This is a genomic window from Chitinimonas sp. (assembly GCF_041904975.1).
GTDB lineage: Bacteria > Pseudomonadota > Gammaproteobacteria > Burkholderiales > Chitinimonadaceae > Chitinimonas.
This window is the reverse complement of sequence record NZ_JAYRLZ010000006.1, coordinates 18,024-34,242: the sequence shown is the minus strand read 5'-3', so window position 1 is coordinate 34,242 and position 16,219 is coordinate 18,024. Positions and strand designations below refer to the sequence as shown.

Sequence of the window (16,219 nt, the reverse complement as noted above, 5' to 3'; positions counted from 1 at the left end):
TAAGCCCCTGGCGCATTGAGGTTTTCGTCGTTACCGCGCTCGGTATGTACCCGGTAAAAACCGCCGACCACAAAGCGATCCATCATGTAAACCACTGGCTCGGCCACCCGGTCCTCCACCAGCTCGAAGGTCGGCACACCTTCCTGCACGATCACATCGCTGACTTCCAGCCCTTCCTTCACCACCGCCATCTTGTTGCGCTGCTTGCGGTTAAGGCCAAGCACCTCATCGGGTGACTTCACGCTCATCACCCCCATGCCATAGGTGCCGGCATCGGCCTTGACGATCGCATAGGGCGTGGCATCAATGCCCAGCTCGCGATACTTCTTGCCGGTCAGATTCAGGATGCGCTCTACCTCGGCCGCCAAGCGCTCTTCGCCCTCACGCGTCTGGAAATCGAGCTGGCTGACCTGGCCGAAGTAGGGATTGATATACCAGGGGTCAAGGCCAAGCAGCTCGGCAAACTCGCTGGCAACGCCGTCGTACTGGGCAAAATGCAAGGTCTTGCGGCGCACCGCCCAGCCGGCATGCAGCGGCGGCAGCAGGGCTTGTTCGATATCGCGCAGGATATCGGGCAAACCGGCCGACAAATCGTTATTCAGCAACACCACACAAGGGTCGAACCCCTCGACGCCGACGCGGCGCCCCTTGCGCTGCAGCGGCTCCACGACGAGCTGGGCGCCATTGGGCAGATCGAGCGTTTGCGGCTCGGTCACTTCGGGATTCAGGCTGGCCAGGCGCACATTGAGGCCGGCCAGCTTGAGAATGCGCGCCAAGGCCGCCACATTCTGCAGATAGTACTGATTGCGGGTGTGGTTTTCCGGAATCAAAAGCACGCTGCGCGCTTCCGGGCAGATCTTCTCGATGGCCGACTGTACCGCCTGCACACATAGCGGGGTGAAATCAGGATTAAGGTTATTGAAGCCGCCGGGGAACAGATTCATATCCACCGGGGCCAGCTTGTAGCCGGAGTTACGCAGATCGACCGACCCATAGAACGGCGGCGTGTGTTCCAGCCACTGGCTGCGGAACCAGGCTTCAATATCGGGCTGGGCAGCCAGGATCTTGCGCTCAAGATCGAGTAGCGGGCCGGTAAGAGCAGTAGCAAGGCGCGGAACGTTCATAACGGTACCTGACGATGGGTGACAGAACACCGCCCCGATTGCAGGGCGGCCTTGAAGAATAGTCGATCTTGCCACGCCAGGATGACGGGCAGTTTCGCTCGATGCAAACCAGTGGCCGATTGGCACGAAAAAACGCAATGGCTCAAAAGATCGGGCCCAGCTGCGGCCTTTCAAGCCATCAGCGCAAATTATTGTTGCCGCTGATACCGCGCCACCTTGACCGGGCGCAACGACCACCCCAGTCCAGTCGTGTAATAATTCGCGCGCTATGTATTCACCAATCTCCGACCGCAACCCCTACCCTGGCCAGGGCGCACGCGTACCCGCCTCCTTGCTGCTCGATCTGATGCGCGCCCAGCGCTATGGCGTCGAGTACCAGCCGATTGTCGACGTGAGCAGTAGCGAGATCATCGCCTATGAGGCACTGGCGCGATTTTTTGCCGCCGACGGCCAGCCACTGGCACCCAAGCCGATCTTCGACGCCCTGCATGCCAGCCTGCTCAGCCTGTATCACGTTGAATACGATATCAAGCAGCTGCAGCTGGACCATGCCCCTGCTTCTGCACAACTCTTTCTCAACCTCGACCCGGACACCTTTGGCGTGACTGCGTCGGAAGCGGAAGACCCGCTGCTGGAGCTGATGTGTCGCCGGCAGAATCTGGTGGTAGAGATCATCGAAAACTCCAGTGTGTCGGACGCAGCGCTATCGCAGCAGCTGGCACAGGCCTTCTCCGCGCGCGGCATCCGGCTGGCGCTCGACGATATCGGTGCGCCGAATTCGATGATTTCGCTGGATGTGATGCTGGCGGTGGACTGGTTCAAATTCGACCGCTCCTGGCTGGCGCGTGCACGCGATTCACGCAGCCGCGCTGCCCTGGTGCATCTGATCGGCTTTGCCCATGAGTGTGGTTGCCGGGTGATTCTGGAAGGCATAGAGCGCCCGGAGGACCTGGAAATCGCCAAGGCACTGGGGGTGGATGGCGCGCAGGGCTATTTGTATCGCCAGCATTTCAAGCAGGTCGCGCAGCACCGGCGCAGCGTGGCCCTGGCATGAGCACGATAGCCGATCTGCTTGGCGAAGCGCGTGGTGCCGGCTTGCCCATGCTGGAAGCGCGTATGCTGCTCGAGCATGTGTGCGGGCACAGCAAAACGCGGCAGATGGCGGCACCGGAAACCGTGCTGGATACCGCGCAAATTGCGCAGCTGCGCGATCTGCTCGGCCGGCGCGCCGCCGGAGAGCCGCTGGCCTACCTGATCGGCTATCGCGAGTTTTTCAGCCTTCGTTTTGAAGTCAGCCCTGCCGTGCTGATTCCGCGCCCGGAAACCGAATTGCTGGTCGAGCTGGCACTGGAGCGGCTGCCGCCGGACCGCCCTGTCCGCGCCCTCGATATGGGCACCGGTTCCGGCATCATTCCAGTAACGCTGAAGCTGCAGCGCCCGCAGCTGGACATGGTGGCGGTCGATATCAGTCCGGATGCCCTGAATATCGCTAGGCGCAATGCGCAGCGCCTCGGTGCCGATATCGATCTGCGCCACAGCGACTGGTATGACGCACTGGCACAGCAAAGCTTTGCGCTGATCGTGTCCAATCCGCCCTATATCGCCGCGGGCGACAGGCATCTGGCCGAGGGTGATCTGCGTTACGAGCCCCAGCAAGCCCTTAGCGACGGCGCGGACGGCCTGCAGCATATCCGCCGCATTATCGATGGGGCGGCCGCACATCTTGAAGCAGGTGGCTGGCTATTGTTCGAGCACGGCTACGATCAAGGCGCGGCCAGCCGCGACTTGCTGACCGCTGCGGGATTCACTTCGGTGCGCAGCTGGCTTGATCTGGCTGGCATTGAGCGGGTGAGCGGCGGTCAGCACCAGGCTCTGCTCAGCGCGGACGCTGGCGCCACTCGCTGAACCGTGGCGGATCAGGGGTAAAACCGCCTTCGCGCGGGAAAGGGTTGGGGCCTTCCTCGTGCCAGCGCCCACGGATTACGCCGGCCTCGGCCAAGTGGCGATAGCTGTCGTAGCGGATCGCCACGCTCTCATACGGCATACTGCTGTCGCGATCAAAGCTGGTGCGATTGACTTGGGATTCCTCGATCTGGCCGTGGCCGGTTCCCATGGACTCTTCACGGGCCATCGACTTGGAGCGGGCGCGGCCTCCCGGCATGGGCGCGGCTTCCGCCATGGTTTGCGGCGGCACATAGCGCTTCTCGCGAAATACCGCCGCGCCAATCACCCCGACATTGTCCGGCCGGTCGGTGCGGGCGGCATAGCTGTCGCTGAGCTGGGTGAAATAGAAGCGTGCGGCGGTATCAAGTGATTTACGCCAGCCGATAACACGAGTTTCCTGGTAGGGCCCGAGCACATAGCCGGTTTGCTGGTAGCCGGCGGCCTGGCCACTGATGGCGTTCACGCCATCGACCGACAACACCACCAGCACGCGCTCGCCACTGAGATTACGCAGGCGGATCTGGTAGTCCTGCCCCTGCTCGCCCGCCACCCAGGCGCTGCCACGGTGGCGGTATTCACGGAAGGTGCCGCCATCGCGGTCTTCGATACGCATATCGATCAGGCTGCCACGCTCGGCCAGGGCTGCAAGCGAGGCGGTCATCATCAAGGCGGGAATCAGAAATTTCATGGCGGGGCTCCACAGGGTTCAAGAGGTAAGGCTTGAACGTAGAAATAACCGCGCCCGGGTTAACGAAAAGTGAACATCTCGCGGCAAGGCCGGCGCAGCCGCACCCGGATCAGGGTAGCCTCGCTTGCGAAGCTGCCGCCGCAACGCGTAAAATTCCCGACTGTTTTGATCGACTATTTCCCGGCAAGCCGCAAAAGGAAGCACCATGGACACGCAAGAAAAAATCCGCCAGACCGTTACCGACAATCCGGTCGTACTCTTCATGAAGGGTAGCCCGACCTTTCCACAGTGCGGCTTCTCGGCCAAGGCAGCCAGCATTCTCAAGGCCTGCGGCATCAACAGCTACCACAGCATCAATGTGCTGATGGACGATGAAATTCGCCAGGGCATCAAGGAATTCAGCAACTGGCCGACCATTCCGCAGTTGTATGTGCGCGGCGAGTTCGTCGGCGGCTCGGACATCATGGGCGAGCTGTACCAGAACGGCGAATTGCAAAAGCTGCTGGAAGGCCTAGCCAATTAAGCCGGCATGGCAAACAAAAGCGGGCCAACTGGCCCGCTTTTTTATTCCTGAACCAGCTGCTCTATCTCAAAGCCCCAGCGCTGCCAGCATCAGGAAGGCGGCAAACAGCACAAAGTGGGTCATGCCCTCGATGGCATTGGTTTCGCCATCATGCAGATTGATCGCCGCCACCAGCAGGGTGAGCGCGACCATGGCCGTTTGAACCGGCGACAGCGCCATTTCGATCGGCTGCCCGGTAAACAGCGCCAACATCTCGATCACCGGCACGGTCAGGATCACCGTCGACAGGGAGGCGCCAAGCGCGATATTCACCACCGGCTGCATGCGATTGGCCAGCGCGGCGCGGATGGCCGTGAGGATTTCCGGGCTGGCCGATATGCCAGCCACCATCAGGGCTGCCACGATCGGCGGCACGCCACTGCCGGCAAGGCCGGCATCCATGGTCTTGGACATTACCTCGGACAGCATGCCGATCACCACCACCCCACACACCAGTAGCGCCAGCGACTGGCGGGTACTGCCCGGATGACTGTGTTCGCCCTGGCCGGTTTCGGCATAGCTGTAGCTGAAAAAATAGCTGTGGCGGGTGGTCTGCAGGCGCAGGAACATGCCGTACAGCACGGCCATGGTCACAATGGAAAACACCGAATAGGCGCGCCAGTGCGCCGCCGGCACAAACTCGGGGATCAGCATCGACACGCCGAGGGCGGTCATGATCATCACGATATAGGTGTTGCCGGAATCAACATTGTAGGGCTGCTCGCCATGGCGCAAGCCACCCAGCAAGGCAGCCAGGCCGAGAATGCCGTTCATGTCGAGCATCACCGCCGAATAGATGGTGTCTCGCACCAGGGTGGGCGAATGGGTATGGCTGGTCATGATGGCCAGGATCACCACCTCCACCAGCACCGCCGCCAAGGTCAGGATCATGGTGCCATAGGGCTCACCGACTTTTTCGGCCAGTACTTCGGCGTGATGTGCCACCCGCAGCGAGGTAAGGATGATGGCCCCTACCAGGGCCAGTGCCGCCAGCAGCGAAGGCAGCTGTCCGGCTGCGAGGATTGCATGCTCCAGCCCGAAGGCGATTGGCACCAGCACAGCGGCGATCAGCAGGAATTTCTCTTGTTTCAGCAATGAGGCCATACCCGTCAGCAAAAATGGAAAAACCTGACTCTGACTGCAAGCCCCTCGGGCGCGCAAGCCTCACGGACGAAGCAAGCCAATTTTTGCGTCGAGCATACGGTTAGTTGCGCGACTGGCGCCGGCAGACTGTCATCTGGCGCCGCCAGACCTTCGCTTGGTCTCAGCAGGCATCACCACTGCGCGGCATTCGCGACACTGAAGCGTCTATTGCCTGGAGTGCGCCATGTCTTCCACCATGTTGTATGCCTATACCGGCCTGCTGACTTCCCTGTGCCTGTTGTTCAGCATTGCCAGCGACCGCTGGCTGTCGCCTTATCTTACCGGGCCGTTTTCCGATGACTACCGCCGGGTATTGCGCAATAGCCGCTGGAGCGCACTGATCAGTGCCGTGGTGATTCTGGCGTTTCTGATCGGCAATAGTGGCGGCAAAGGGTCGATTCCGCTGAAACCCGTGAGCTGGTTCGAGCTGCCCCTGTCCTTGCAACTGCATATCCTGGCAGCCTTGCCGGCCATGCTGATCGGGCCGGTGGTGCTGTTCCGGCGCAAGGGCGATATGGCGCACCGCTGGCTGGGTCGCGCCTGGGCGTTGTCGATGTATGTCCTGGCATTCAGCGGGTTGCAGATGTGGCTGAGTGGCAAGCCGAATGTACTGATCGTGTTTTCCATTGTCGGCGCCGGCAGCGTTACGGCGGGCTTGCTTGCCATCTGGCGCGGCAAGGTCAATCACCATCTGCGCTTTATGCTGGGCGCCTATATCGGCCTGCTGTCAGCCGCGCTGTTCTCGCTGATGCCGGGGCGCATCGTCGCCAACTGGATTCTGGCGCTGTTTTGATCCGCTGAGACTATGGCCCAGGCTCGCCGTATTCATCGATACGGCGTCGGATCAGCCACACCGGCTGCCGCAAAGCCGGCGCTGCGCAAGCGGCAGGCGTCGCAAACGCCGCAGGCGCGGCCTTGCAGATCAGCCTGATAGCAGGACACGGTCTGGCCATAGTCCACACCGAGCTTGCTGCCAGCCACGATGATCTCGGCCTTGCTCAAGGAGATCAGCGGGGTATGGATACGCAGGCTGGCGCCTTCGACGCCGGCGCGGGTGGCCAGATTGCCCATCATTTCGAAAGCCGAGATGTATTCAGGCCGGCAATCCGGGTAGCCGGAGTAATCGACCGCATTCACGCCGATAAAGATATCGTTGGCGCCCAGCACCTCGGCCCAGCCCAGCGCAAACGACAGCATGATGGTGTTGCGAGCCGGCACATAAGTGAGCGGAATCTCGCCTTCCTTTACCCCGTCCACCGGCACCGCAATGCTGGCATCGGTGAGCGCCGAGCCGCCGAACGCGGCCAGATCGATCGTCGCCACTCTATGCTCGCGCGCCCCGAGCGCGGTCGCCACCCGAGCGGCCGCAGCCAGTTCAGCGGTATGGCGCTGGCCGTAATTGAAACTGAGACAGTAGCACTCGAAACCATCGCGCCGGGCCATGGCCAGCACGGTGGCGGAGTCGAGCCCGCCGGAGAGGAGGATGACGGCTTTCTTCATACTGTTTTCTCGAATAAATTCGGGGAACTAGGCGTTTTCGGCCTGAGCGGGATAGAAATGGCGACAAAAACGCCATTCGGCCATCGGTTGATCGTCGATATAGCCGGTCGGCTTAGGCAAGAAACCGGCGAAAAGATCGCCAAGCCCTAGTTCCATGGCAGTCTGCCGACAATAGTCCGCGCCACCAGAACTCCACAAATACAGAATCGCCCCTTCGGCATGCAAGCGCTTCACTTGCGCTACAACAGCCGGCATGGGAATCCGCTTGCTGCCGACGGATCTGACCAGTGTGTCATCGATGTCCACATAGACAATGCGTTGCATGCTCACACTCCCGGCCTATCGCCCCACAGAATCTTGTGCAGCTGTACCTGCATGCGCACCGGCAGCTGGTCTTGCAGCACCCAGGCGGCCAGGTCCTGTGGCTTGAGGGTTTCCCATACCGGGCTGAACAGCACCGGGCAGATGTCGGTCAGGCGGCGCTCATTCAGCAGGGCGCGGGCCCATTCATAGTCGCGGCGGTCACACAGCACGAATTTCAGCTCGTCACTGGGGCGCAGATCAGCCAGGTTTTCCCAGCGATTCTTGCTTTCCTCGCCCGAGCCTGGCGTTTTCAGGTCGACAATGCGTGATACCCGGCGATCGACCGCTTCGATCGGCAAATGGCCGCTGGTTTCGATGCTGACCGAGTAGCCGGCATCGCACAGCGCGGTCAGCAGGCTGAGGCAGTGCTTCTGCGCCAAGGGCTCGCCGCCGGTGACGCAAACGGTGTGGCAGCCAAAGCTGGCGACCCGGGCCAGGATGTCGTCGAGACTCAGGCTTTGCCCGCCGTGAAAGGCATAGGCGCTATCGCAATAGCCGCAACGCAGCGGGCAGCCGGTCAGGCGCACGAATACCGTGGGCAGGCCGGAGCGGCTGGTTTCGCCTTGCAGGGAATGGAAGATCTCGGTAATGCGCAGGGTATCGTTTTGCATGGCCATCAAAATGCGAAAGGCACGGGGTGGTGAATCCACTTCCCGTGCCGGTGTTGCAACTGGCTGAATTGTCTCAGATTTTCAACGCCTCTGGCAGGAGTTTCCAGCCTGGGCAATTGCCGATCACAGTTTTTTCAATTGCTTGGCGGCGTCTTTCCCTGCATCGCTATTGGGGTAGGCACCCACCAGCTCCTTCAGCGTCTTTACCGCGCCCTTGCGGTCGCCCTTGTCCAGCTGCACGCTGGCAATGGCCTTGAGCGCCTCGGGCGACTTGGCATGATCGGGGAAGCTGTCCACCAGGCGACGCCAGGCTGCGATGCTGCCCTTGTCATCGCCGCCTTGTGCCTGCGCCATGCCCTGCCAGAACAGCGCATTCGGCGCGGCCTGGCTGGATGGATACTTTTGTGCCAGGGCAGCAAACGCATCGGCCGCCGGCTTGAGCTTGTTGTCGCGATACAGGTTGTAGGCGGCTTCATAGGCAGTGGCCGCTTCCGCCTCCTGCTGGGCACTGGCCGCTTGCGCCAGCGGGTTCTGGCCAGCCGGCTTGCTCTCTTCCAGAGCGCGCACCCGGCCATCGATATCGACATACAGGTCTTGCTGGCGCTTTTGCAGGCTTTGCAGGGTGAAGGTGGCGACCTCGAGCTGGCCGCGCAAGGTGGCGATCTGCTGGTTCAGGGCATCGAGCTGCCCGACCAGCTCGACCAGCTTCTGGCTGCTGCGGGCATCGAGCTTGTCGAGCTTGTCCGACAGGTCTTTGAGCTGGGCGGCATGCTGGTCGCGAATGCTGGCAATCTGCTTGCGTGCTTCATCGTCATCGAAAAGGCCTGCGTGCCCAGGAAGGGCAAAGGCGGCAAGCAAGGTAAGCGGAAGAAGCCGTTTGAGCATGGCATGGGGTCCGGGAAAATGACGGTCTGAACATGATACAGCCCTGTCGATAGTGATCGGCAGGGCTGTGGATGGTGCAGTGGGGACGCTTACTCGCCGTTGTACACCACGTCACCGCGGCGGTTCTCGGTCCAGGCAGCTTCATCGTGGCCGCTGGCGCGCGGCTTTTCCTTGCCATTGCTGGTGGCTTCCACCTGGCTATCCTTGGCGCCCAGTACGGTCAGCGCCTTGCGCACGGCTTCGGCACGCTTCTGGCCCAGTGCCAGATTGTATTCGCGGCTACCGCGCTCGTCGGTATTGCCTTCCACCCGCACGCTGCGGCTGCCGTTGGCGGCAAGGTAGCGGCCATGCGCTTCAACCACGGCACGCTGGTCATCGCGAATATCGTATTTGTCGTAGTCGAAATACACCGAGCGCTTGGACAGGATATTGGCCGGGTCCTTCAGCGGATCGAGCTTGCCATTGCTGCCCTGGTCGAGCGGCTTGGTGTTGGTGTTATCGACCGCGGCCGGGGTAGCCGGCTTGGTTTCGGTAGCCGGCTGGGCGGCTGGCGCGGCCGGTGGGGTGCTGGCACAGGCGGCCAACAGGCCGGCGAGCAGGAGGCTGACAACAACTTTCTGGTTCATGGTTGGTCCTTTTGGGTTGATCAGCCTTAAGGCTGTGTAGTCGGTCACGGATTGGTGGAAAGCCGGTTCATCGGCAGCAGGCTGGGGATCGGCCCCCAGGCCGGCTCGCGCGCATCGCCATTGGTGCTGAGGCGCTGGCGCACCCGGCCGTCGCTGGAAACGGTGGCCAGCACGCCACGGCCGCCCACTTCGCTGGCGTAGAGGATCAGCTTGCCGTTCGGTGCAAAGGTCGGCGATTCATCCACCGGACCATCGGTCAGCGTTTGTACCTGGCGGCTGGCAATATCGAGCGAGGCGACGCCAAAGCGGCCACCATCGCGGCGGATATAGGTGATGGTCTTGCCATCCGGCGAGAAACGCGGGGTAACGTTGTAATTGCCGTCAAAGCTCAGGCGTTGCGCGTCGCCGCCATTGGCCGACATCAGATAGAGCTGCGGGCTGCCGCCACGGTCAGACGTAAAGGCGATGGTCTGCCCATCGGGTGACACCCGCGCCTCGGTATCGATGGACGAGCTGCGGCTCAGGCGTTGCGGCTCGCCGCCCGCCACCGGCACCTTGTATAGCTGCGAGATACCATCGAGCGTAAGGGTGACGATCAGGCTATTGCCGTCCGGCGTGAACGCCGGCGCACTGTTGCTGCCCTTGAAGGCGGCGGCGGCACGGCGGGTGCCGGCGAACAGGTCCTGCACGAATACCACGGCTTTTTTGCGCTCGAAGCTTACATAGGCCAGCTTGCTGCCATCACTGGACCAGGTTGGCGACATGATGGGCTCGGGCGAGCCGAATACCATCTGCGCATTGGCGCCATCGGCATCAGCCACCTGCAATTCATAGCGCTTGGCCTGCTTTAACACATAGGCAATGCGGGTGCTGAATACGCCACGGTCGCCGGTCAGCGTCTCATAGATGGCATCGGCCAGCTGGTGGGCGGCACGGCGTGATTCGGCCGGCCGGCTGCGCATTTCCCAGTAAGCCAGCGACTTCTGGGTGACGGCATCAGCCACCCGCAGGCGCACGGTGGCGCTGCCATCGGCCTCGATACGCACGCTGCCGGTGGCCAGGCTATCGGCGCCACGGGCTTTCCAGCTGGCCAGATCAGCCGGCGCATCCGGGCTGGGTGCGGCCGCACCGGCCTCGATCAGCTTGAAACGACCGCTGCGCTCCAGGTCGGCGCGGATCACCGGGGTGAGCTGCTCCTTCAGGCTGGCTTCACCGGCGAAATTGGCAATGGCAATGGCCAAGGGCTTGGTGTTGGTGCCGGTCACCTCGATGGTGACATCGGCAAGGGCATTGAGCGCCAAACCCAGAAACAGCATACAGGCGGCACGGCGCAGCAGATTAGAGTAAGTCATGGAGGCGGTATTTGATCTTGTGGGTGGCAAACAGCGCAAAGTCTATCCCCTCGGGCAGGGGTGGATAAGCACCGGCCTTAATGATGGCGCGCTTTACTGCCTTGTCAAATGCCGGATTGCCGCTGCGCCCCAGCTGATTGACCGCAGCCAGACTCATATCGGGTTTGAGGCGGATTTCGAACAGGGCTTCCGGGTTTTGCTGGCTGCGCGGCGGCTTGAACTGCATATTGCTGCGGATATGCCGACGTACCTGGTCGATATAGGCGGCCAGCAATTCCTCGCGGCTGGCCTTGGGCGGACTGGGCGGCAACACCACTGGCTCGGCTACCCGCTCGATCGGCGCCACCGGCTGGAGCTCGGCTGGCACGACCGGCTGCAATGGCGCCGCGCAGGCGCCAAGCAATAACAGTCCGGCAAGGGTAAGGCGTTTAACCATCGTGCAGCTTGTACTTCAAGGTGTGTTTGCGTAGTGAGCGGATATCGATACCGGCTGGCGGCGCCGGATATTGCCCGGTTCGAACGATGGCGCGGCGTACTGCTTCATCAAAGGCCGGTACACCGCTGGAGCGGGTCAGCTTCAGCCCGTCTTCCAGAATGGTGCGGTCCGGCAGCAGGGTGACTTCGAATACTGCCTCCGGGTTGCCAGCGCCGTCGTCGGGGTAGGTCATATTGCGGCGGATTTGGTTCCGCACCAGGCCCAAATAAGCATCAAATTCCTTGGCATGGGCCGAGGCTTCGGCCGCCTGGGCGCGTAAAGCCAAGGCCTGCAGCGACACGGAAGGGTCGAGCGGCGGTTTTTCCAGCTTGCCGGCCTTGTCGCTGGCCAGCTTGCCCTGACCCACTTCAGCCTTGGCCGGCTGCGGCTTGGGGGTGGGCTTGGCGGGCTCGGGCTTTTTGACCGGCTCCGGCGCTTTTTTCGGCTCGGGCTTGGGCGGCTCGGGCTTTTTCGGCTGCGGCTTCGGCTTTACCGGTTTGGGCTTGGGCTTTTCCTCGACGATATCGGGCTTTGCAGGCGGCGTCGGCTCTGGCGCCACTTCGGCGCGCGGTTGCGGCTTGGCAGGCTCAAGCTGCGGCGGCGGTGCCGGGGCCGGCTCGGCAGCACCGGTCCACAGCTCCACCTCCATCGGCGCGGCTTTTTCGGTATGCCACTGCACGCCGACATAAAGCAGCAGCGCGATGGCGCCATGCATCAGCACGGCCAGCAGCAGGGAAACAGCGCGATGCTCTTCGCGCGGCGCGGTATGGCTCATGATTTGGGCTGCACCGCCAAGCCGACGCGTTCCACGCCATTTTTCTTCAGCACATCCATCACCTTGACCACCGCGTCGTAGCGCACTTCGCGATCAGCAGCGATCACGACCGGGCGAACCTGGGACAGGGTACGGGCCTTTACCGCAATGACCAGGGCATCGGCATTGGCAAAGCCCTCGGTACTGCTGCCATCAGCCAGCTTGAGCGTCTCGTCACGAGCAATCTCGACACGCAGCGGCTTGGCATCCAGGCTGCGATCCGCCTTGCCCACCGAAGGCAGATTCACTACCCCCGGCTGCATCATCGGTGCGGCAACCATAAAGATCACCAGCAGCACCAGCATCACGTCGATATACGGAACTACATTGATTTGCGCCATGGCGCGGCGTTGACGGCGGGCCATTGTTTATCCTTTGCAAACATCAAATGCTGCGCCACACGAGCACAAGCGAGGCTCCCTCGCGGCGGCGAGGGCGGGGGGAGTGGCATCCAAGCGCGGGTAACGGGCAGGCTCGTCACGATTGGATAAGGCCCGGCTGCGCCGGGCTGGGCTGTGCAGTACGCGTTTCATAATCAGCAAATTAATACTGCGTGACACGGTAGCCCCGTGCCTTGAGCATATCGATCAGATTATCGGGGCCAGCCAGATGGCCGGCGCCCACCACTACCAGCGGCGCCGGCTGGCCGGCCAGTGCCTCGATTTTTTCCAGCATGGCGCGGTTGCGCAGGCCGAACAGCTTGTCGCTGACCCGACGCATGGCCGGATCATTGCGCGGGATATCGGCATCCAGCACGCGGCGCATCGCCTTGGCGTCGCCGCTTTGCCAGGCGCGCAGCATGGCATCGAGCTGCGGCTTGATCTGCTTGACGGTGGCCGGATCGAGACTGGCCGCCAGCAGGGCAATGGCATCGGCTTGCGGCAATTGATCGAGCAGGCTGAACTGTCCCTTGGCGCTTTCCAGCTCGACAATCTGCTTGCCCTGCTGCCTGGCGCGGCGCAGATAGTGCAGATCAATGCCCTGGTCGGTAGCCAGCCCGGCGGCCTGCATATCCAGCGAGGACAGCGTCAGCGCGAGAAACCAGGGCTTCATCCGCTCGGCCGACGCGCGCGGCAGGCCGGTGCGCAGCAAAGCCTGGTCCAGCTGCCGCTTTTGCTTGGCGCTGAGCAGGCTGCCAAGCTGCAGACCTTCCGGCAGCAGGGTCATCGGCATCAGCGGCGCAATGGCGGCCGGGTCGCTGACATCGGCCTCCACCACCAGGGTGTCGGCACGCGCAAAGGCGGTTTCGATCGGCTCGGCCAGCGGGTAGAAATCTGCACGACCGAGGTGGATCGAGCCCAGCAGGCTGATATGTTTGCCGTCGCGCTCGGCATCCCACAGGAATAGCCGGGCGTGCACCGACAGGGCGACCAGTGCCAGCAGGCATAGCAGCCCGGCGCGAAACATACGGCTCATTTGGCGGCCTGGCGTTGCAGGATGTTGGAGAACTCTTCCATAAAGCTGTCGAAGCGATTGGCCAGTCGGTCGACATCGTGCGAGAAGCGGTTGTAGGCCACCACCGCCGGAATGGCGGCAAACAGGCCGATGGCGGTCGCCACCAGGGCTTCGGCAATACCCGGCGCCACATGGGCCAGGGTGGCCTGGCCGACATTGGCGAGGCCCCGGAAGGCATTCATGATGCCCCACACCGTGCCAAGCAGGCCGATATAGGGCGAGATGGAACCGACGGTGGCAAGAAACGAGGTGTGGGCATCGAGCCGGTCGACTTCGCGCTGGCAGGCAGCACGCATGGCGCGGCGGGTGCCCTCCATCAGGTCACCGAGCTCAATACCGGCCTGGCGACGCAGTTTGAGAAATTCGGCAAAGCCGGCTTCGAAGATCTTCTCCATCGCCACGCCGTCGCCGCTACGCGCCACCTGGCCGTACAGCGCGTTCAGGTCCGAGCCGCTCCAGAAGGCCGACTCGAAGCTATCGGTGCGATTACGCGCATGGCGCAGGCTGAACAGCTTGGAGAAGATATGCCACCACGACATCATGGACAGCATGAACAGGATGCCCATCACGATCTGCACCACCACGCTGGCGTTGCCGATCAGGCTGAAGATGGAAAGATTGTCGGTGGTCAGGGTGGCGTCCAAAACAGTTCCTCAAAACAAAGCCCGCTTGCGCGGATCAGAATCCCAGATCGATGCCGACGCGGCGCGCCAGGCGCGCGGCGGCGAGATAACACAACAGCATCAGCACAAGGCTCGCTGCAAAACTCCAGCCAAACCCCCAGCCGCGCCTGAGCAAACAGGGTAAAGCGGCAAAAAACGGCAGACTGGGAATGACAAACCACAGGGTGGACAGCGACAGCTCGGCGATCACCGCCGGATTGCGCTGCTCGGCATACACCCAGCACAGGGCGATCAAGGATACCAGCGGCAGCGATTTGATCAGCCCACCCCAGGCCGGGCTGAGCCGCGACACCTCGGTGATGGCAACGATCAGCGCAGCGGCGGCCAGTAGTTTGATCAGGTAGTACAGCACTCAGCCACCAAACAGATCGCCGCGCGCGCTGGCGGGCTTGAGACCGAAGTGCTCGTAAGCAAGCAAGGTCGCCATTCGACCGCGCGGCGTGCGCTGCAGTAGACCCTGCTGTATCAGATACGGTTCCAGCACGTCTTCGATGGTGTCGGACGATTCGCCAATGGCGGCCGCCACATTGTCGAGGCCAACCGGGCCGCCGCCGAATTTTTCGATCACCGCCGACAAGAGCTTGCGGTCCATCACATCGAGGCCGGCATGGTCGACATCGAGCATCTGCAGGGCCGCATCGGCAGCCGCGCGGGTCACCTTGCCATCGTGGCGGACCTCGGCAAAGTCGCGCACCCGGCGCAGCAGGCGATTGGCGATACGCGGCGTGCCGCGCGAGCGGCGGGCAATTTCGAAGCTGCCTTCCTCGTCGATTTCCACATTCAGCAAGGCGGCCGAGCGGGTGACGATGCGCTGCAACTCGGCCGGGGTATAAAACTCCAGCCGCGCCACAATGCCGAAGCGATCACGTAGCGGATTGGTCAGCATGCCGGCGCGGGTGGTGGCGCCGACCAGGGTGAACGGCGGCAGGTCGAGCTTGACCGAGCGGGCAGCCGGGCCTTCGCCGATCATGATATCGAGCTGGAAGTCTTCCAGCGCCGGGTAGAGGATTTCCTCCACCACCGGGCTCAGGCGGTGGATTTCATCGATAAACAGCACATCATGCGGCTCGAGATTGGTGAGCATGGCGGCCAGATCGCCAGCGCGCTCCAGCACCGGGCCGGAAGTCTGGCGCATATTCACGCCAAGCTCGCGGGCGATGATGTTGGCCAGGGTGGTCTTGCCAAGGCCGGGCGGGCCGAACAGCAGCACATGGTCGAGCGCCTCGCCACGCTTCTTGGTTGCCTCGATAAAGATTTCCAGCTGGCCGCGTGCTTTTTCCTGGCCGACATATTCATCGAGCAGTTTCGGGCGCAGCGCGCGCTCCAGCGCCTCTTCCTGGGTGGATTGGCGGCTGGGCGTAACCAGCCGCTCAGGGGCACTTTGCAGATTGTCGGACTGGATCATGATGGACGGCGCCGTTGAAGCGAGCCGGCATTATATGCCCTAACTGAAAGCACGAACGTTCACCCGATCTAGAATCGTGCAGATCGGCTCGCGCCATCAGGCGCGGCCATCCTCATCGTGCACCGCATGGTGTGGTGCATCCTTGTCGGCAGCATTCTGGCTGTCGCGCACGTTTTTCTGCACGGTAACGGCGCCAAACAGCGCCAGCAGGAAGCTCATGGCATAAAAGCCTTTCTCGGTAGACTGCAGCTCGGCATTCCATAAGCCCACGCCCAAAAGCAGGATGCACAGCATCACCGACACCCAGCACAGTCCGAAATACAGATTGGTGACCGGGATATCCTCCATACGGTCGCGCACGCTCTTTTGCAGCGAAATCACCGAAAACAGGCCATAGGCCAGCACGGTGAAGTAGTAGCCTTTTTCATTGAGTTGCATCCTGGCATTCCATAAGCCGGTGCTGAACACCAGCGCACCGATGAGCAGCGCTGCCCAGGAAGCGGCAACAAAGGCGCCAGAAGGCTTGGCGGGGCTTGCATGCATGATGGGTCTCCTTGTTGGGCTGCAGTTTGTGGCACGACTATCTCAC

At 62.2% G+C, this 16,219-nt stretch carries 21 protein-coding genes; 4 read left to right on the top strand and 17 right to left on the bottom strand.

Features of this window, described 5'->3' with window-relative positions:
• On the bottom strand, nucleotides 1–1,124 hold a 1,124-nt coding region (gene gshA / locus ACE3OH_RS01205; protein ID WP_374347394.1), incomplete at its 3' end, for a glutamate--cysteine ligase.
• Nucleotides 1,125–1,392: 268 nt separating this feature from the next.
• On the opposite strand from gshA, the gene ACE3OH_RS01200 reads away from it, so the two are divergent.
• Together ACE3OH_RS01200 and prmC are read left to right on the top strand one after the other, a co-directional pair.
• Nucleotides 1,393–2,178 (top strand): EAL domain-containing protein, encoded by a 786-nt coding sequence (locus ACE3OH_RS01200; protein ID WP_374347392.1) that lies wholly within the window; start codon nucleotides 1,393–1,395, stop codon nucleotides 2,176–2,178.
• Entirely contained in the window at nucleotides 2,175–3,029 is an 855-nt protein-coding gene (gene prmC / locus ACE3OH_RS01195; protein ID WP_374347390.1) for a peptide chain release factor N(5)-glutamine methyltransferase, read from the top strand. The genes ACE3OH_RS01200 and prmC overlap by 4 nt, the downstream gene beginning before the upstream one ends.
• Here the strand turns inward: prmC and ACE3OH_RS01190 are convergent.
• A complete protein-coding gene (locus tag ACE3OH_RS01190; protein WP_374347388.1) occupies nucleotides 3,001–3,756 on the bottom strand; it encodes a hypothetical protein in 756 nt (251 codons plus the stop codon). The two genes, prmC and ACE3OH_RS01190, sit on opposite strands and share 29 nt — an antisense overlap.
• Before the next feature lie 205 nt (nucleotides 3,757–3,961).
• Between ACE3OH_RS01190 and grxD the strand changes: the two genes are divergently transcribed.
• A complete protein-coding gene (gene grxD / locus ACE3OH_RS01185; protein WP_374347386.1) occupies nucleotides 3,962–4,279 on the top strand; it encodes a Grx4 family monothiol glutaredoxin in 318 nt (105 codons plus the stop codon).
• Between the two features lie 66 nt (nucleotides 4,280–4,345).
• On the opposite strand, the gene ACE3OH_RS01180 is transcribed toward grxD, so the two are convergent.
• Entirely contained in the window at nucleotides 4,346–5,422 is a 1,077-nt protein-coding gene (locus ACE3OH_RS01180; RefSeq protein WP_374347384.1) for a calcium:proton antiporter, read from the bottom strand.
• Nucleotides 5,423–5,645: 223 nt separating this feature from the next.
• Here ACE3OH_RS01180 and ACE3OH_RS01175 point away from each other — a divergent pair, with 223 nt between their 5' ends.
• Nucleotides 5,646–6,254 carry a DUF2306 domain-containing protein gene (locus tag ACE3OH_RS01175; RefSeq protein WP_374347381.1) on the top strand — a complete coding sequence of 203 codons (609 nt, stop codon included), beginning with the start codon at nucleotides 5,646–5,648 and terminating at the stop codon, nucleotides 6,252–6,254.
• Nucleotides 6,255–6,286: 32 nt separating this feature from the next.
• On the opposite strand, the gene queC is transcribed toward ACE3OH_RS01175, so the two are convergent.
• From queC to yiaA, 14 genes are all read right to left on the bottom strand, one after another.
• Complete coding sequence (gene queC, locus ACE3OH_RS01170) at nucleotides 6,287–6,961, bottom strand: 7-cyano-7-deazaguanine synthase QueC (RefSeq protein WP_374347379.1); 675 nt, start codon at nucleotides 6,959–6,961, stop codon at nucleotides 6,287–6,289.
• A gap of 27 nt (nucleotides 6,962–6,988) precedes the next feature.
• Nucleotides 6,989–7,285: a DUF705 domain-containing protein gene (locus ACE3OH_RS01165; RefSeq protein WP_374347377.1), complete on the bottom strand. Its 297-nt coding sequence runs from the start codon at nucleotides 7,283–7,285 to the stop codon at nucleotides 6,989–6,991.
• 2 nt (nucleotides 7,286–7,287) lie between these two features.
• Entirely contained in the window at nucleotides 7,288–7,935 is a 648-nt protein-coding gene (gene queE, locus ACE3OH_RS01160) for a 7-carboxy-7-deazaguanine synthase QueE (protein WP_374347375.1), read from the bottom strand.
• Between the two features lie 123 nt (nucleotides 7,936–8,058).
• Nucleotides 8,059–8,820: a YbgF trimerization domain-containing protein gene (locus tag ACE3OH_RS01155; RefSeq protein WP_374347371.1), complete on the bottom strand. Its 762-nt coding sequence runs from the start codon at nucleotides 8,818–8,820 to the stop codon at nucleotides 8,059–8,061.
• Nucleotides 8,821–8,909: 89 nt separating this feature from the next.
• Nucleotides 8,910–9,446, bottom strand: a complete 537-nt coding sequence (gene pal / locus ACE3OH_RS01150; protein WP_374347369.1) for a peptidoglycan-associated lipoprotein Pal — start codon at nucleotides 9,444–9,446, stop codon at nucleotides 8,910–8,912.
• A gap of 44 nt (nucleotides 9,447–9,490) precedes the next feature.
• Nucleotides 9,491–10,798, bottom strand: coding sequence for a Tol-Pal system beta propeller repeat protein TolB (gene tolB, locus ACE3OH_RS01145; protein WP_374347367.1), 1,308 nt, complete (start codon nucleotides 10,796–10,798; stop codon nucleotides 9,491–9,493).
• Nucleotides 10,785–11,234: an energy transducer TonB gene (locus tag ACE3OH_RS01140; protein ID WP_374347364.1), complete on the bottom strand. Its 450-nt coding sequence runs from the start codon at nucleotides 11,232–11,234 to the stop codon at nucleotides 10,785–10,787. The genes tolB and ACE3OH_RS01140 overlap by 14 nt, the downstream gene beginning before the upstream one ends.
• A complete protein-coding gene (locus tag ACE3OH_RS01135; RefSeq protein ID WP_374347362.1) occupies nucleotides 11,227–12,048 on the bottom strand; it encodes an energy transducer TonB in 822 nt (273 codons plus the stop codon). The genes ACE3OH_RS01140 and ACE3OH_RS01135 overlap by 8 nt, the downstream gene beginning before the upstream one ends.
• Nucleotides 12,045–12,452 (bottom strand): protein TolR, encoded by a 408-nt coding sequence (gene tolR / locus ACE3OH_RS01130; protein WP_374347360.1) that lies wholly within the window; start codon nucleotides 12,450–12,452, stop codon nucleotides 12,045–12,047. Before tolR ends, ACE3OH_RS01135 begins: the two co-directional genes overlap by 4 nt.
• A 178-nt stretch (nucleotides 12,453–12,630) precedes the next feature.
• Nucleotides 12,631–13,503, bottom strand: a complete 873-nt coding sequence (locus ACE3OH_RS01125; protein WP_374347358.1) for a TraB/GumN family protein — start codon at nucleotides 13,501–13,503, stop codon at nucleotides 12,631–12,633.
• On the bottom strand, nucleotides 13,500–14,186 hold the full coding sequence (gene tolQ, locus ACE3OH_RS01120; protein ID WP_374347356.1) for a protein TolQ: 687 nt from the start codon (nucleotides 14,184–14,186) through the stop codon (nucleotides 13,500–13,502). Before tolQ ends, ACE3OH_RS01125 begins: the two co-directional genes overlap by 4 nt.
• Nucleotides 14,187–14,220: 34 nt before the next feature.
• Nucleotides 14,221–14,577 (bottom strand): DUF3147 family protein, encoded by a 357-nt coding sequence (locus ACE3OH_RS01115; RefSeq protein WP_374347354.1) that lies wholly within the window; start codon nucleotides 14,575–14,577, stop codon nucleotides 14,221–14,223.
• Nucleotides 14,578–15,630 (bottom strand): Holliday junction branch migration DNA helicase RuvB, encoded by a 1,053-nt coding sequence (ruvB, locus tag ACE3OH_RS01110; protein ID WP_374347352.1) that lies wholly within the window; start codon nucleotides 15,628–15,630, stop codon nucleotides 14,578–14,580.
• Between the two features lie 96 nt (nucleotides 15,631–15,726).
• On the bottom strand, nucleotides 15,727–16,173 hold the full coding sequence (gene yiaA, locus ACE3OH_RS01105) for an inner membrane protein YiaA (protein ID WP_374347350.1): 447 nt from the start codon (nucleotides 16,171–16,173) through the stop codon (nucleotides 15,727–15,729).
• Nucleotides 16,174–16,219 lie beyond the last annotated feature (46 nt).

Coding starts and splice junctions, on each gene's coding strand:
- ACE3OH_RS01200 (WP_374347392.1), top strand. CDS start 1,393: ATGTATTCACCAATCTCCGACCGCAACCCCTACCCTGGCCAGGGCGCA.
- prmC (WP_374347390.1), top strand. CDS start 2,175: ATGAGCACGATAGCCGATCTGCTTGGCGAAGCGCGTGGTGCCGGCTTG.
- ACE3OH_RS01190 (WP_374347388.1), bottom strand. CDS start 3,756: ATGAAATTTCTGATTCCCGCCTTGATGATGACCGCCTCGCTTGCAGCC.
- grxD (WP_374347386.1), top strand. CDS start 3,962: ATGGACACGCAAGAAAAAATCCGCCAGACCGTTACCGACAATCCGGTC.
- ACE3OH_RS01180 (WP_374347384.1), bottom strand. CDS start 5,422: ATGGCCTCATTGCTGAAACAAGAGAAATTCCTGCTGATCGCCGCTGTG.
- ACE3OH_RS01175 (WP_374347381.1), top strand. CDS start 5,646: ATGTCTTCCACCATGTTGTATGCCTATACCGGCCTGCTGACTTCCCTG.
- queC (WP_374347379.1), bottom strand. CDS start 6,961: ATGAAGAAAGCCGTCATCCTCCTCTCCGGCGGGCTCGACTCCGCCACC.
- ACE3OH_RS01165 (WP_374347377.1), bottom strand. CDS start 7,285: ATGCAACGCATTGTCTATGTGGACATCGATGACACACTGGTCAGATCC.
- queE (WP_374347375.1), bottom strand. CDS start 7,935: ATGCAAAACGATACCCTGCGCATTACCGAGATCTTCCATTCCCTGCAA.
- ACE3OH_RS01155 (WP_374347371.1), bottom strand. CDS start 8,820: ATGCTCAAACGGCTTCTTCCGCTTACCTTGCTTGCCGCCTTTGCCCTT.
- pal (WP_374347369.1), bottom strand. CDS start 9,446: ATGAACCAGAAAGTTGTTGTCAGCCTCCTGCTCGCCGGCCTGTTGGCC.
- tolB (WP_374347367.1), bottom strand. CDS start 10,798: ATGACTTACTCTAATCTGCTGCGCCGTGCCGCCTGTATGCTGTTTCTG.
- ACE3OH_RS01140 (WP_374347364.1), bottom strand. CDS start 11,234: ATGGTTAAACGCCTTACCCTTGCCGGACTGTTATTGCTTGGCGCCTGC.
- ACE3OH_RS01135 (WP_374347362.1), bottom strand. CDS start 12,048: ATGAGCCATACCGCGCCGCGCGAAGAGCATCGCGCTGTTTCCCTGCTG.
- tolR (WP_374347360.1), bottom strand. CDS start 12,452: ATGGCCCGCCGTCAACGCCGCGCCATGGCGCAAATCAATGTAGTTCCG.
- ACE3OH_RS01125 (WP_374347358.1), bottom strand. CDS start 13,503: ATGAGCCGTATGTTTCGCGCCGGGCTGCTATGCCTGCTGGCACTGGTC.
- ruvB (WP_374347352.1), bottom strand. CDS start 15,630: ATGATCCAGTCCGACAATCTGCAAAGTGCCCCTGAGCGGCTGGTTACG.
- yiaA (WP_374347350.1), bottom strand. CDS start 16,173: ATGCATGCAAGCCCCGCCAAGCCTTCTGGCGCCTTTGTTGCCGCTTCC.